This is a genomic window from Parapedobacter lycopersici, assembly GCF_024643285.1.
GTDB lineage: Bacteria > Bacteroidota > Bacteroidia > Sphingobacteriales > Sphingobacteriaceae > Parapedobacter > Parapedobacter lycopersici.
Genome location: NZ_JAMSLW010000003.1, coordinates 352,050 through 365,206 on the forward strand (window position 1 = coordinate 352,050; position 13,157 = coordinate 365,206).

Genomic DNA, 13,157 nt, shown 5'->3' on the forward strand with positions numbered 1-13,157 from the left:
GTACATCACCCTGTTCGTTGTTCCGGCACCAGCCGTTCCGGCAGTGCCACCGTCTGTTTGTGCGGGTCAGCCACCGGAGCAAACCGGCCTGCAGCCCATTCCAGTGTCCAGGCCCCCGGACTGCCATTGCGCACTTTTAGCAGTTCCACCCGCCAGCGGGGCAGTCCCACGCCCGGCATCCCCGCCTCCGGCGCGCTGGGAGCCGGACTAACCTGCCAGCGGGCAGCACAGGCCGTATTGCCTATGCGGAGCGGCTGGCTGCGCAGCACAAAGCCCGTCACGCGGCTTTGCTCCACGGCCAGCTGCAGCCGCCGCGACTGCGCAAAATCCAGCTCGCGCAGCTCGGCCACCACAGCCGCCAGGCCGCTGCACTTAAGCGCTTCCTCCGTGGCCCATAAAATATCTCTTTCGCGTTTCATATCAATAAAAACAATGCGGTCCGGCGTTACGCCAAAAGCCCCGATCGCCGGGGGGAAAAGCGTCCGCGATGCACTGATCCAGAGGCACACACCTTCCTGCCGCATAAGCCGGGTCAGCAGCCCCCCGATAAACCCGCTGGAAGCCGCTGCCTGCTCCGGGGCCGCAGCGATAAACTCGTGGATGCTGCCGGCGGGAAACACCCCGTTCGGAAATGCCCGTTCCACCGGCCCCAGGCTCATGCGCACAGTATGCCTGGCCGTTGCCTGATAGCCCTGCCAATGCAGCATTTTCCGCTGCAACTGGCTGATTACCTCCCTTTTGTTTTCCGCTGTTACTATCATGGCTCCATCCGTTACCCTCCTGGGCAGTAAGCAAAGTTAACACTAATAATATTAGTAATAAACTGTTTTGTTTAATATTGTTTTTATCTAAATTATTGAAACACCACTAAATCAATGCTTGACGGCTAATATAATTAGTAATATATTTGTCCAATACACCCGAAATTGCCAATAATATGGCTTAAAACGTGCAGTATGGGCTACAGCGAACTACAGGTAACCACCAATTTCAGCTTCCTGCGTGGGGCATCCCACCCGGAGGAGCTGGTCGAAGAAGCCGCGGCACTCGGCTATGGTGCCATAGCCATTACCGACCGCAACAGCCTGGCCGGCGTCGTGCGTGCACACATTGCCGCCAAAAAGCACGGCATACCCATCATTCCCGCCTGCCGGCTCGACCTGCTCGATGGCCCCAGCCTGCTGGCCTACCCAACCAACCGTGCCGCCTATGAACGGCTCTGCAAGCTGCTTACTGACGGCAACCTGCGGGCAGAAAAGGGGCAATGCCACCTCTATAAATCCGATGTCTACGCCTACCTCGAAGACCTGCTGTTCATCGCCGTGCCGCCCGATGGCCTGACGCCCGCTTTCGAACTGGAGCCATCCTACATCCAGCACATGCAGGAATACCGCGCAGCACTAGGCAACAGCTTTCACATTGGCGCCAGCCGCACCTACCGGGGCGATGATGCCAAGCTACTGTTCCGCATCCACCAGCTGTGCGAACAGCTGGACACGCCCATGGTGGCCCTGGGCGACGTGCATTACCATATCCGCGGGCGGCGCGAACTGCAGGATGTGCTCACCTGCATCCGCGAGAAATGCACCATCCACACCGCCGGCTACCGGCTGCACCCCAATGCCGAGCGGTACCTCAAGCCCGTCGATGAGCTGCACCGCCTGTTCCGCCAGTACCCCGATGCCATCCGCAATGCCGAAACCCTTGCCGAAGCCTGCCGCTTTTCGCTTGACAGCCTTGAGTACGTTTACCCAACCGAGCTCACCACCGGCGGGCGCACACCGCAGGAAGAGCTTGTACACCTCACCTGGGCGGGCGCCCATACCGAATTTGGCGATGACATCCCCCAGGCCACCCGGGATACCCTGGCCATGGAGCTCGCGTTTATCGAAAAGAAAGGCTACGCCTCCTATTTCCTCACCGTATACGATTACGTGCGCTTTGCCCGTGAGCGGGGCATCCTGTGCCAGGGGCGTGGCTCGGCCGCCAATTCCGCCGTATGCTACTGCCTGGGCATTACCTCGGTCAACCCCGCCAAGTTCCGCCTGCTGTTTGCCCGCTTCATGTCCGATGCCCGCGATGAGCCACCCGATATCGATGTCGATTTTGAGCACGAGCGGCGCGAGGAAGTCATCCAGTACATCTATGAGAAATACGGCCGCCACCGGGCCGCCATTGTGGCCACCGTCACGCAGCAGCGGCAGAAGGGCGCCCTGCGCGATGTAGGCAAGGCCATGGGGCTATCGCTGGATGCCGTGGGGCGCCTTTCCAGTGTCATCGGCGGCTTCTGGGACAGCCCTATCGATGAGTCGTCCCTGGGTGAGCACGGCTTTAACCCCGCCGATCCCCACCTGCGCAAGGTGCTCCAGCTCACGCGCCAGCTCATGGGCTTCCCCCGGCAGCTCGGTCAGCACACCGGCGGCTTTGTCATTACCGAGGGCAACCTGCATGCGCTGTGCCCCATCCTCAACGCCCGCATGGAGGATCGCACCAACCTCGAGTGGAATAAAGACGACCTGGAAGCCTTGGGCTTCCTCAAGGTCGATGTGCTGGGGCTGGGTATACTCACCTGCATCCGCCGGGCCTTTGACCTGGCCCGTCAGCACTACGGCCTCGAGCTTACGCTGTCCAACATCCCACAGGACGATCCGCGGGTATACGAAATGACCAGCCATGCCGATACGCTGGGCGTCTTCCAAATCGAGAGCCGGGCGCAGATGTCCATGCTGCCGCGGCTGCGGCCCAAATGCTTCTACGACTTGGTCATCCAGGTGGCCATCGTACGGCCCGGCCCCATCCAGGGCGATATGGTGCATCCCTACCTGCGGAGGCGCAATGGCGAGGAAACTGTCGATTACCCCTCGGAGGAAGTCCGGGATATCCTCGAAAAAACACTGGGCGTACCCCTGTTCCAGGAGCAGGCCATGGAAATCGCCATCGTGGCCGGAGGTTTTACCCCCACCGAAGCCGATGAACTTCGGCGCAGCATGGCCACCTTCAAGGCTAAGGGCGAGGTAAGCCAGTTCCGCCAGAAGATGGTGGATGGGATGATCAAAAAAGGGTATACCGAAGAATTTGCCAGCCGCGTATTCCGGCAGCTCGAGGGGTTCGGCAGCTACGGCTTTCCCGAAAGCCACGCCGTTTCCTTTGCCCTGCTCGTTTACGTATCCTGCTGGATCAAGTGCTTCTACCCCGATATCTTCGCTGCGGCGCTGCTCAACAGCCAGCCCATGGGCTTTTACCAGCCCGCCCAGATCGTCATCGACGCCCGCAAGCACGGCGTTACCGTGCTGCCTATCGACGTCAACCACTCCACGTGGGACAACACCCTCGAAGGCACCTTTGGCCAGCGCCATGCCCTGCGTTTGGGCCTCCGGCAGGCCAAGGGCGTGGGCCAGGAAGATGCCGATGCGCTGGTACAGGCCCGGGGCAGCGGCTACACCACCGTGGCGGCGCTGGCCGATGCAGGCGTATCCCCCGCGGCGCTGGAAAAGCTGGCCGATGCCGACGCCTTCCGCTCACTGGGTCTCGACAGGCGGCAGGCCCTGTGGCAGGTCGCTGCGTTGCAAAGCCGCCCCGAGGCGCTCTTTGCCGGGCAGCCCGCCGAAACCACCACCGAAGGGCAAATCCAGCTGCCGCTGATGACCACCGGCGAGCACGTGGTACACGATTACGCTGCTACTTCACTTTCCATAAAAGCACACCCGCTGAGCTTCCTGCGCGAGCAGCTGAACCTGCTGCACGTTACCCCAACGGAGCAGCTGGCTGCAATGAAAAATGGCATGCACGTCAAAGTCTGCGGCCTCATTACCGTGCGGCAGCGGCCCGGCACGGCCAAGGGCGTGTTGTTTGTTACCATTGAGGATGAAACCGGATTTGCCAACGTGGTGGTATGGGGGGCGGTCTTTGAGAAATACCGGCGGGATATCCTCCAGGCCCGGCTACTGCTGGTGTCGGGCAAATTGCAGATCGAGGGAGAGGTTATCCACGTGATCGCCCAGCGCTGCATCAACAGCAACGGCCTATTGAAAGGCTTGTCCAGTAAGGGAGATGCCGATAATAATGAAGCCGTCTTCTATAAAGGGCGGAATTTTAAATAGCCACTGGTCCCAGCTATTCTGATCCGGAATAGCCGGGAATCATTGGCTTACGTACTAATTTCCCGCAATACCCATATCACTAAGCGTTCTAAAGAAATTAACCCACTATACAGCAGATTTAGATATTCTGCAATCATCCTTATACCACATCCCCGTAAAACTCCCTATCTTTAGCTCTCAAACCGAAGTATCTGGACATGAGCGATTGGCAAACCCTTATCAACAAACTCAAGGAATTCAATGAAGCGCGCGATTGGGCACAGTTTCATAATGCCAAAGACCTGGCGTTGGCCTTAAGCATTGAAGCCGCCGAGTTAAACGAACTTTTCTTGTGGAAGAAAGCCGAAGAAGCCGATCCCGAAAAAGTCAAAGAAGAACTGGCTGATGTATTTGCCTTTGCCCTGCAGCTTGCCGCCAAATATAACCTGGATGTCAACCAGATTGTGTTAGATAAAATTGCCAAAAACGCAACCAAATACCCGGTAGAGAAAGCCAAGGGCAGCGCTACCAAGTATACCGACCTATGATTGTTTACAGCCGAACAAAGGAGGATTTCAGTAATGATATCCTCACCAATGATATAGACCACATCATTTCACAGCATTTGCTTGAGAAAGCCGGGCTTCGTGTAGCCCAGGCCGAACTCAATGCCTTCAAGCATTCGCTGGGCTATATGGAGCGCGTCATGAGCGATCGCGATATTCCGGACGATTGCGGTATCAGCATTGAATACCACATCCCGCAAACCTCCAAGCGCATTGATTTCATTATTAGCGGTACCGATGGCGCGCAGGAAAACGTAATCATTGTAGAGCTTAAGGGATGGAAAAGCGCAAGCCTTACCCAAAAAGATGGGCTGGTGGTTACCCAATACAAAAAGGGCCTTGCCGAAACAAGCCACCCAGCATACCAAGCCTGGTCATACGCCGCGCTATTGCAGGCATTCAACGCTACCGTGCATGAAGAAAACATCCAGCTGCACCCCTGTGCTTACCTGCATAACTATGTGCCGGATGATGTTATTGCAAATCCCTTTTATGACTACTACCTCAAAAAGGCACCCATCTTTCTTAAGCCAGATGCATTGCAGCTGCGCGCTTTTATCAAGCAGTTTATCAAACAGGGCGATAAGGCCAATATCCTATACCGTATAGACCACGGCAAAATACGCCCCACCAAAACACTTGCCGATAGCCTAAAGAGCATGATTCAGGGCAACAAAGAATTTCTGATGATCGATGATCAGAAAGTCGTCTATGAAAATGCGAAGAACCTTGCCCTGCATTCGCACGAGCAAAATAAAAACGTACTCATCGTAGAAGGCGGGCCGGGAACCGGTAAATCCGTCATTGCCGTCAACCTGCTCATCAACCTCATTCGCAGCGGCAAGATGGCGCAGTATGTAACCAAAACCTCCGCTCCGCGCGATGTCTATTTCGATAAACTTTCCGGCGAGCGGAAAAAGGTAGAGCTACGGTCGCTCTTCGTCGGCTCCGGCTCCTACATCCACGCGTTACCCAACAGTATATCTACGCTTATTGTAGATGAGGCACACCGCCTTACCAAACAAACCGGCCCCTACCGGAACGGAGAGGATCAGATCAAAGAGATTCTGCGTACTGCCTGCTGTTCCATCTTTTTCATAGATGAAAACCAGCGTGTACACATCGATGACTATGGCGATATCGCGCGTATCGAGCAGTTTGCTGGCGAGATGGGCATTAAGGTACACAAGCTGCAATTGGAGTCACAGTTCCGCTGCAACGGTTCGGACGGCTACCTAGCGTGGGTAGATCACGTGCTTCAAATCCGGGACACGGCTAACCCCGTATTTTCAGCCGCTGATTTTGAGTTTGATTTCCGGGTAATGGACAATCCTAAGGCGTTACAGGAGCTTATTTATGAGAAGAACAAGGAAGCGAATAAGGCCCGCTTGGTAGCTGGGTATTGCTGGGATTGGGACAGTAAGAACAACAAGTCAGCCTATGATATCGAATTCCCCGAATACGATTTCCGCATGCGATGGAATTTGAAGGATTATGGTGGCCGATTCATTATCGATCCCGGTTCGGTTACGGAGGTAGGCTGCATCCACACGGCCCAAGGCTTAGAGGTAGACTACATCGGTGTCATCGTAGGTGATGACCTTATCGTTCGCAATGGTGAAGTACTGGTAGACCCCAAGCAACGCTCCTCGATGGATAAAAGCATCCATGGGTGGAAGAAAATGATGAAGGAACGGCCGGAACATGCTAAATCCCTTCTCCGGGCAATCATCAAAAACACCTATCGTACCTTGCTTACGCGAGGGATGAAAGGTTGTTATGTTTATTTTACGGATGAGGAAACGGCGGCGTATTTTAGGGAGCAGATAATAGGTCAAGAATTACGATAGACGATATTGATTAAATGAAATTTATATCACTTTCATAAATCTATACTAAGAATGTGTTTAGTGCCCCAGAATGATAGATTTACATCATAGCTTCTTGCCAGAAAACCATCTATCATGTAAACGACGCAGTCTGTAGGTGATTTAGGGATATGTCAAAATATCGTTCATTAGAGAACATACTTCTTTTTCGTTGGCTCCAACTTTCTAAATAAGCCTGAACGACCTGCTTTTCAAATGTTCTTTCTTTTTTTACGATATAATCGATTGACGATAATAATTCTAATCCAAAGTCCGAATAAAACCCCTCAAGGAAGCGCATCGTTTTCTTAGCGATTTCCAAAAGTTCAGGTCTACTTTCAATATAAGATTTTACTGTCTCATAACCATCGGCCACTAAAGTCAATGGCTCGAAAGCCTTTTTGTCTTTATCGCTATATCCCATGATGTAGCTGCCATTCAACGCATATAATACATGACGTACTTTTCCTGAATAAGGACCATAAAAATTAGGTTGAAAATCTAGTTTAAAATATTTCTTGGCTCCGAAGCGCTGTAAAAAATAGCAAACCTTTTCACACGAGAATTCCGATACATACTCTCCATTTTTAACAAGGTCGTAAAGTACATACAAAAGCAAAGCCCTTGCCGCTGTCAATTTTGTTCGTTCCTTTTTTAAATACTCTTTTATCTGTGTTGTTGGTTCAAATACATATATATCTGTATCCAAATGTCCAAGTTTAACCTCAATTATTCTTTTCACGTTCTCCCATTCAAGCCCTCCATTTCCGGCACCAAGAGGAGGTATAGCTATGCTTCTTATGTTGTATTCATTTATTGTCGAGACCAACTTATCGAGTCCCACTTCAATAAAAGAATACTCAGAAGGTCTTCGCCAGTCTTTTTTTGTAGGAAAGTTGATAATTAATTTCTCGCCAGCGTCGAGATTACTATCATGTGTCACTAAAAGCTTACCAATTTCAACTTCTCCGTTTTTACAAGCTTCAGCGTAAGCTTTGAAATTACTTGGAAATGCTTTTTTGAATTGCAAAGCGATACCTTTGCCCATGACGCCTACAGTATTCACTGTATTTACCAATGCCTCGGCATCGCTTTCTAAGATATTACCTTTTAGATATTTAATCATCGTCTTGTTAATAATACGCTCGGGGTACCACATTTATTGTTTCTTCGTTGATACCGAATGCCATAAGCTTTCTTTTTGCGCCTTCATTGTAACATCCTATCGATGCAATAAAATCAGAGGGCAAATCATTTTCTACTAAAAGCTCAGCTTGCTTTTTACGCTTAAGATTTAAGTTTTCCTGACCACTCCAATAAGAAGCTCGTACAGCCGACCAATCAATAATAGAGGACAACTCATTTATTTTGTCGCGATTATAAAATGTAGTGAAACCATCAGTTGCATGCCCATCTGTAAAATAGAAATTAAAACCCGAGTCGACAATTTTAGAAACTGAACACGCTAAATATATAATTTCTTCCGCAGGTGTTGCTCTCTCAACAAAATTACCTCCAATTTGCATGACATACAACATTGGCATCCTTACCCCAAAATAAAATGGGATAAAATCGCCTAATACAATCGATGGCGGGTCAATTATTGTGTAATCTCCATTGTTTATGAAAACTTGTTTTATATTCCTGGTATTAATTAACGTAACGTCGCCAATAGTAATGAAATGTGGATTTGCATTAGGCGATTTATAATGGGTAATTCCGTATTGCAGCAAATGAGGGACATTCTCTATATGCGTCATGCGGTATACTTTTATATTCGCTAATTCCATAAATATATACTATAGCGTCGATAATTAAAGTCAAATATAATATATAGTTGACTTCATTTCTTTCCTCTGTCTCATATATCAACACCCTTGTGTTAAAGCTTACAGATCTAAGGTGAATTGCCTTTCAGGATTTACTTTATCTTGATACGCTTCTTTTTCTGTCAATTCAATTGGCAACGCTTGTGTTGCAAGAGCTGTAGTGTAATGCTTATTCACCCACACAACTTCAATTCTCTCTTGTACTATACCCTTGGAACCCTTGGTTGACGCCTTTATTTCACGACGGCTCCACCCATTATTTTCGCTTAACAATAAGTCATACAAGTCGTTGTGATATCCGCTAATGAATATCATACAATTTGCTTGGTTTGCTAAGTTTAAAAGTTTTGTATGGTACTCTTCGTCGTTAGCGTCCCAAGTATATCCATTCGCCCTGTCTCCTAAATAGGGTGGATCTAAATACACCAGTGTCGCAGGACGATTAATAAATCTTTTAAGAATGGTAAGTGCATCCTTATTTTCGATACGTACACTTTTAAGTCGATCCACTACTGCCTTAAGTCGTTTTGGAAGGTTATTCCAACGATTTACTCGGGCGTCATGTCCGTTTCTAGTGTACGAGTCAGTGTAGGAAAACCCCCCTTTCTCCTTACCGAACACCCCATTAATTGCCATCATGGCTTGTACTAAAAAGCGCCTTGCCCGTTCGAGATCGCTAATGCCTTCGGATTCTTTTCTTGCTTCAATTAATTCTTGCTCCGCGTATGGCGTTAATTCAATAGCCTCGCACAATGCCTTATCACGGTCGCGCAACTGCCTAAATAAGTTTACAATTTCGCCATCAATATCATTAATTATTTCAATAGGAGCCGGTGCTTTTCGCAATGTTAACGAAGCTGATCCACAGAAAGCCTCTACCCAACAATTATGAGGAGGCAAGTTACTACATAGCTCCAGTGCTATTTTATTTTTAGAGCCAAAATATCCAAATGGAGGACTTATTTTTTTATTACCTCTTTTTGTATTATTATTTTTCAATTTTTTCTTCTAATTCCTTTTGAATAACCGTTTGTATGCCGTCACGTCATCATCTGCACTGTGGTACAAATCTAAGTCGTATATTTCATAATCTTGCTCAATAATATCATACATCTTTTGAGCCTTATTGTTGACATTAGCTATTATGTCTTGATCAATTGAATTTTCATATTGTAAAAAATAATAATGAGCCTGGTTGAATTCAGATCCTCCTACCCGGTGTATCCTATCTAGCGATTGGATATATTGAGCTGCATTATAAGATAAATCATAGTATATTGCATGAAAACATGTCTTATGCAGTGATATAGATTCTGCACATGCTGCAGGGTTGGCAATTAAAATATTTAACCCACTTTTAGGATCAACAAATTCGTCCCGAATATCTTCTCTTGTTTTTTCATCATCAATTTCTATTACATTGTTTTTCCTGACCGGTGTTTTTCCATAAATAAGTTCACAATTTTCGCCCCTCGATAGAAAATGACTTTTAATCAATTCTAATGTGCCGATAAAATTTGACCAAATCAATACTTTTTGATCATTCGCCCGTAATTTGGTGACCAAACTAGTCAGCTCTAATAGCTTGTTAGGAATTTCTAGCCTATCATACGAATGAATTTTAAGAGCTAAATTTGAATCTCTTACTATGTCCTCTGCGTATTCATCAATGGCAGAAAGCAATAATTTTGGATAGGACACCGCCTGACGTAATCTCATCATTCTTCCTCTCCATAATTTATTCAATACCTCTTCATTTGTGAAGTAGTCGCCTTCTGCAAGGTCAAAAAGTCTTGCCTTAATATACTGATAGATGTTTTCTTCGACTACGTTCATTTTAAGCACAATCGGCGGGTGAAATATGGGGGGAATAAGCCCTAAATCATTTTTGCGAACACGGTAAAATAATGGGCCTATTTTTTTATGAAGTAATTCCTTTATCTGCTCATTCCTTTTTTGTTTTTCCCATAATTCAATTTGTATTTTGTCATCCTCAGTTAGAGGAGATTGGTGTTGCCATAAAAAATCAAAAAGATTAAAAATATCTCTGTAACTTTTCGGAATAGGTGTACCTGTTAAAATACATTTATATGATGCATGTTGCCCAATTTTAAGTAGAGAATTTGCCCACGATCCTCCGATTTGTTTCATGTAATGGGCTTCATCGACTATTAAAAAAGCGAAAACGCCCCGCTGGGAAAGAAATTTAGCTATTTCAAGGTAGTCATTTAATGCAGTTTGAAAGGTGCATAGGTACAGCTCGCAAGAATCTTTTTGGGATTTAAAGTACTCGGAACGTCTGAACTCTTTGGTGTTGCCAGATAAAATTACAGAATCGCTGTCGCGGCCAAGTGTCGCCTCAAACTCGTGTCTCCACGGTTGAAAACATGAGGGAGGACCGATGATAAATAAGGTGTTGCATTTGCCTTCAATACGGAGTTTCTCATATACAGAAAGTACTACTGAAGTCTTCCCACTACCAGGCACTGAAAAATTAGCGCCGTTTCCAATACTATATAAATGATATGCTGCTTTTATTTGATGATCCTTTAGTTTCCGCGGTAGCTTAGTGAGGAATAAATTAAAGTTATCAAATGATTGGGCTTTTATTTTTCCATTTTTAATCTCTTGAGCGTTTTTAAATATTTTTGTGATTTCTTTGTTTTGTTTGTCAAAGTCTTCCAAAAAATTGATAGCACCTTCTGTTACGGTAACATTAATTCCTTCTTGTTCAAAATAAGCAACCATTTGAGCAAGGTCGGTGTTGAAATTGCTTGACTCCTTTTGTAATGTAGATTCAATGTGTTTAAAACCATAAAAATACAATTGAGAGACTTGATATTTTTTTAAATCTTCAATACCACTAATAATAATGGAAGTATTATGAATTGCAATTTTCACCTATTTTGCCTTTTTGCCCAAGGAGTTGTATTTTCCTCGTTCCTTATCTATTAATTCATATAGTTCATCTGCCTTAGCTGAGATGTCTCTACAAAAGCCAAGAGCAAGTTTGTAATTTTCAACGCCCAGTTCATCAATTTTCATGTTTTCGTGATTCAACTTTTTCAAAGAGTCTTCTAGTAATTCAAGTGGCTTTATTCTTTCTATATGATTATTGACCGCTTTATAGGCTTTCATTAGATTACCTAATACGCCTTTTTTAACAGCGGTTGTGTTAGACCATTTTTCATCGATCTCTCTTTCACTGTATCTATTACCTTCTTTATCGAACTTTTCGCTTTCAGGGATATCTTCATCTACCTCTTTAGCTATATTTATCAAATGTTTTTTTGCACTATCATTACCTAAATATTTTTTTAAATTGCCTCCTCTTACAAAAGCATGGACTTTACCCAGTGCTTTTTCTATCTCTGTTGATTTTAAATTTCTTTTGCGAATAATTTTAAAAATGGCATTTTCTATTAAGCCTATCTCTGATTCAATTATGCCAAATTTTATTCTGGCTGTGGGGTTGTTTAAAGTGCTATAGTAAAAATTGCTATAATCAATAAAAGCTTGCCATCTTCCTTCCTTATCACCCGCACTTTCCGAAATAGTGTTATATAATCCCTCTCTATTAAACGTCTTTAAATACCTATCCACACATTCAAGAGGCAGCAAATATTCTTTCTCAAAACGTTTTTCAATCGTATTCAATTCTTGTGGGGCTTTATCAGAATACTGAGGATCATCCATTAGCTGAGCCCTTAACGAATAGTTTTCTTTAATATTTTCTCTAATCGTTAATGCTCTGTTTAGACCATGGTATTCTGACTTTCCATCATCCTGTAATTGATACCTGTTTTCAATCCTTTTAATGTCAAATAATGACACATTTTCGGGTAGGATAACTACCCTCATTTTCTCGAATTTTGAATTTTTATGATGTTCTTCATAAAGTTCTTCAAGAATCATTTTGCGCCTATTGCCATTTATTAAAAATCCGTCACAGGTAATTATTGCGGGTTGTAGTTGCCCCTTATGTTTTATTTGCTGTTTTAATACCTCTTTCTTTTCTGGATCATTTTTACTTAGAAAACCTCTTAATAAGTCTTGTGTTGCATCACTTAATTCATCCAGCAACCCATTAATTTTTTCATAGCTTTCAACTTCCGCCTTAATTCGACCATTCTCCTTTCTAAATTTTAATTCTTTAACTGGTAATTCATATATTTTACTTGTTTTGCCCTTAAACAGATTGTTTTGAAAATCGATGACGTCTTCAGTGGGCGGTGTTGCATCGTCTCTCAGCTTGTCTAATTTCTCTTTCAAACTTTTATTTACTGAGCGCATAGGCTCAGTAAATGAAAATTCCTTCTCTTGCGTGGATGATTGAAAAATGTTCTGAGTACCAATCTGAGTGCCAATAATTTGATGTTTGGCTTGGTTATTAAATTGTGTTCCAGAGCCCTCATTTTTGTTATGTTTTTCCATATATTTATGAATTGCTTGGTCAACGATATTATCTGTTACTGAAAGTTGCTCTCTCACGAATTTTTCCTCGTGCAATGATTTATATTTTCGTAATTCGGGAGATGGGTATTTTTTAACATCATTAGTAATTTTATGATGAATTGGACAAAGCAGGATTAAGTTTTCAAAACTTCTTCTATAATCATCATTAGAATCCTTATTAAACCTTTCACCTCCTTGCTCGGCCGCCTCTATGTGGCAAATTTCTCCAATTACTATTCCCGAGCTTTCCACGATATGTTGATCACACCCAGGGAAAGCGCATTGATTGCCAGATAGTGCAAAGAGCTTTTTAATAACAGATGGTTTTAGTTGAAGCCGTGCCATAAAAAAGATTGATTT

The 13,157-nt window shown here is 45.4% G+C and carries 9 protein-coding genes; 3 read left to right on the plus strand and 6 right to left on the minus strand.

Features of this window, described 5'->3' with window-relative positions:
- Positions 1 to 5: 5 nt before the first annotated feature.
- On the minus strand, positions 6 to 761 hold the full coding sequence (locus NEV57_RS08430; protein ID WP_257657874.1) for an ImuA family protein: 756 nt from the start codon (positions 759 to 761) through the stop codon (positions 6 to 8).
- Between the two features lie 195 nt (positions 762 to 956).
- Here NEV57_RS08430 and NEV57_RS08435 point away from each other — a divergent pair, with 195 nt between their 5' ends.
- The 3 genes from NEV57_RS08435 to NEV57_RS08445 all read left to right on the plus strand — a co-directional run bounded on the left by NEV57_RS08435 (position 957) and on the right by NEV57_RS08445 (position 6,495).
- Positions 957 to 4,100 carry an error-prone DNA polymerase gene (locus NEV57_RS08435; RefSeq protein WP_257657875.1) on the plus strand — a complete coding sequence of 1,048 codons (3,144 nt, stop codon included), beginning with the start codon at positions 957 to 959 and terminating at the stop codon, positions 4,098 to 4,100.
- Between the two features lie 197 nt (positions 4,101 to 4,297).
- Complete coding sequence (locus NEV57_RS08440) at positions 4,298 to 4,627, plus strand: nucleotide pyrophosphohydrolase (protein WP_257657876.1); 330 nt, start codon at positions 4,298 to 4,300, stop codon at positions 4,625 to 4,627.
- Entirely contained in the window at positions 4,624 to 6,495 is a 1,872-nt protein-coding gene (locus tag NEV57_RS08445; protein ID WP_257657877.1) for a DUF2075 domain-containing protein, read from the plus strand. Before NEV57_RS08440 ends, NEV57_RS08445 begins: the two co-directional genes overlap by 4 nt.
- A 112-nt stretch (positions 6,496 to 6,607) precedes the next feature.
- Here the strand turns inward: NEV57_RS08445 and darG are convergent, their stop codons facing one another.
- The 5 genes from darG to NEV57_RS08470 all read right to left on the minus strand — a co-directional run bounded on the left by darG (position 6,608) and on the right by NEV57_RS08470 (position 13,142).
- Entirely contained in the window at positions 6,608 to 7,639 is a 1,032-nt protein-coding gene (gene darG, locus NEV57_RS08450; RefSeq protein WP_257657878.1) for a type II toxin-antitoxin system antitoxin DNA ADP-ribosyl glycohydrolase DarG, read from the minus strand.
- A gap of 7 nt (positions 7,640 to 7,646) precedes the next feature.
- Positions 7,647 to 8,303 (minus strand): type II toxin-antitoxin system toxin DNA ADP-ribosyl transferase DarT, encoded by a 657-nt coding sequence (gene darT / locus NEV57_RS08455; protein ID WP_257657879.1) that lies wholly within the window; start codon positions 8,301 to 8,303, stop codon positions 7,647 to 7,649.
- 99 nt (positions 8,304 to 8,402) lie between these two features.
- The gene (locus tag NEV57_RS08460) at positions 8,403 to 9,341 is read right to left on the minus strand and encodes a DNA adenine methylase (RefSeq protein WP_257657880.1); all 939 of its coding nucleotides are present in this window, start codon (positions 9,339 to 9,341) and stop codon (positions 8,403 to 8,405) included.
- 9 nt (positions 9,342 to 9,350) lie between these two features.
- The gene (locus NEV57_RS08465; RefSeq protein ID WP_257657881.1) at positions 9,351 to 11,243 is read right to left on the minus strand and encodes an SNF2-related protein; all 1,893 of its coding nucleotides are present in this window, start codon (positions 11,241 to 11,243) and stop codon (positions 9,351 to 9,353) included.
- Positions 11,244 to 13,142, minus strand: a complete 1,899-nt coding sequence (locus NEV57_RS08470) for a hypothetical protein (protein WP_257657882.1) — start codon at positions 13,140 to 13,142, stop codon at positions 11,244 to 11,246. It abuts the gene before it with no gap.
- Positions 13,143 to 13,157: the final 15 nt, after the last annotated feature.

Bases quoted from the DNA above. Each gene is read 5' to 3' on its own strand.
- NEV57_RS08430 (WP_257657874.1), bottom strand. From the start codon at position 761: ATGATAGTAACAGCGGAAAACAAAAGGGAGGTAATCAGCCAGTTGCAG.
- NEV57_RS08435 (WP_257657875.1), top strand. From the start codon at position 957: ATGGGCTACAGCGAACTACAGGTAACCACCAATTTCAGCTTCCTGCGT.
- NEV57_RS08440 (WP_257657876.1), top strand. From the start codon at position 4,298: ATGAGCGATTGGCAAACCCTTATCAACAAACTCAAGGAATTCAATGAA.
- NEV57_RS08445 (WP_257657877.1), top strand. From the start codon at position 4,624: ATGATTGTTTACAGCCGAACAAAGGAGGATTTCAGTAATGATATCCTC.
- darG (WP_257657878.1), bottom strand. From the start codon at position 7,639: ATGATTAAATATCTAAAAGGTAATATCTTAGAAAGCGATGCCGAGGCA.
- darT (WP_257657879.1), bottom strand. From the start codon at position 8,303: ATGGAATTAGCGAATATAAAAGTATACCGCATGACGCATATAGAGAAT.
- NEV57_RS08470 (WP_257657882.1), bottom strand. From the start codon at position 13,142: ATGGCACGGCTTCAACTAAAACCATCTGTTATTAAAAAGCTCTTTGCA.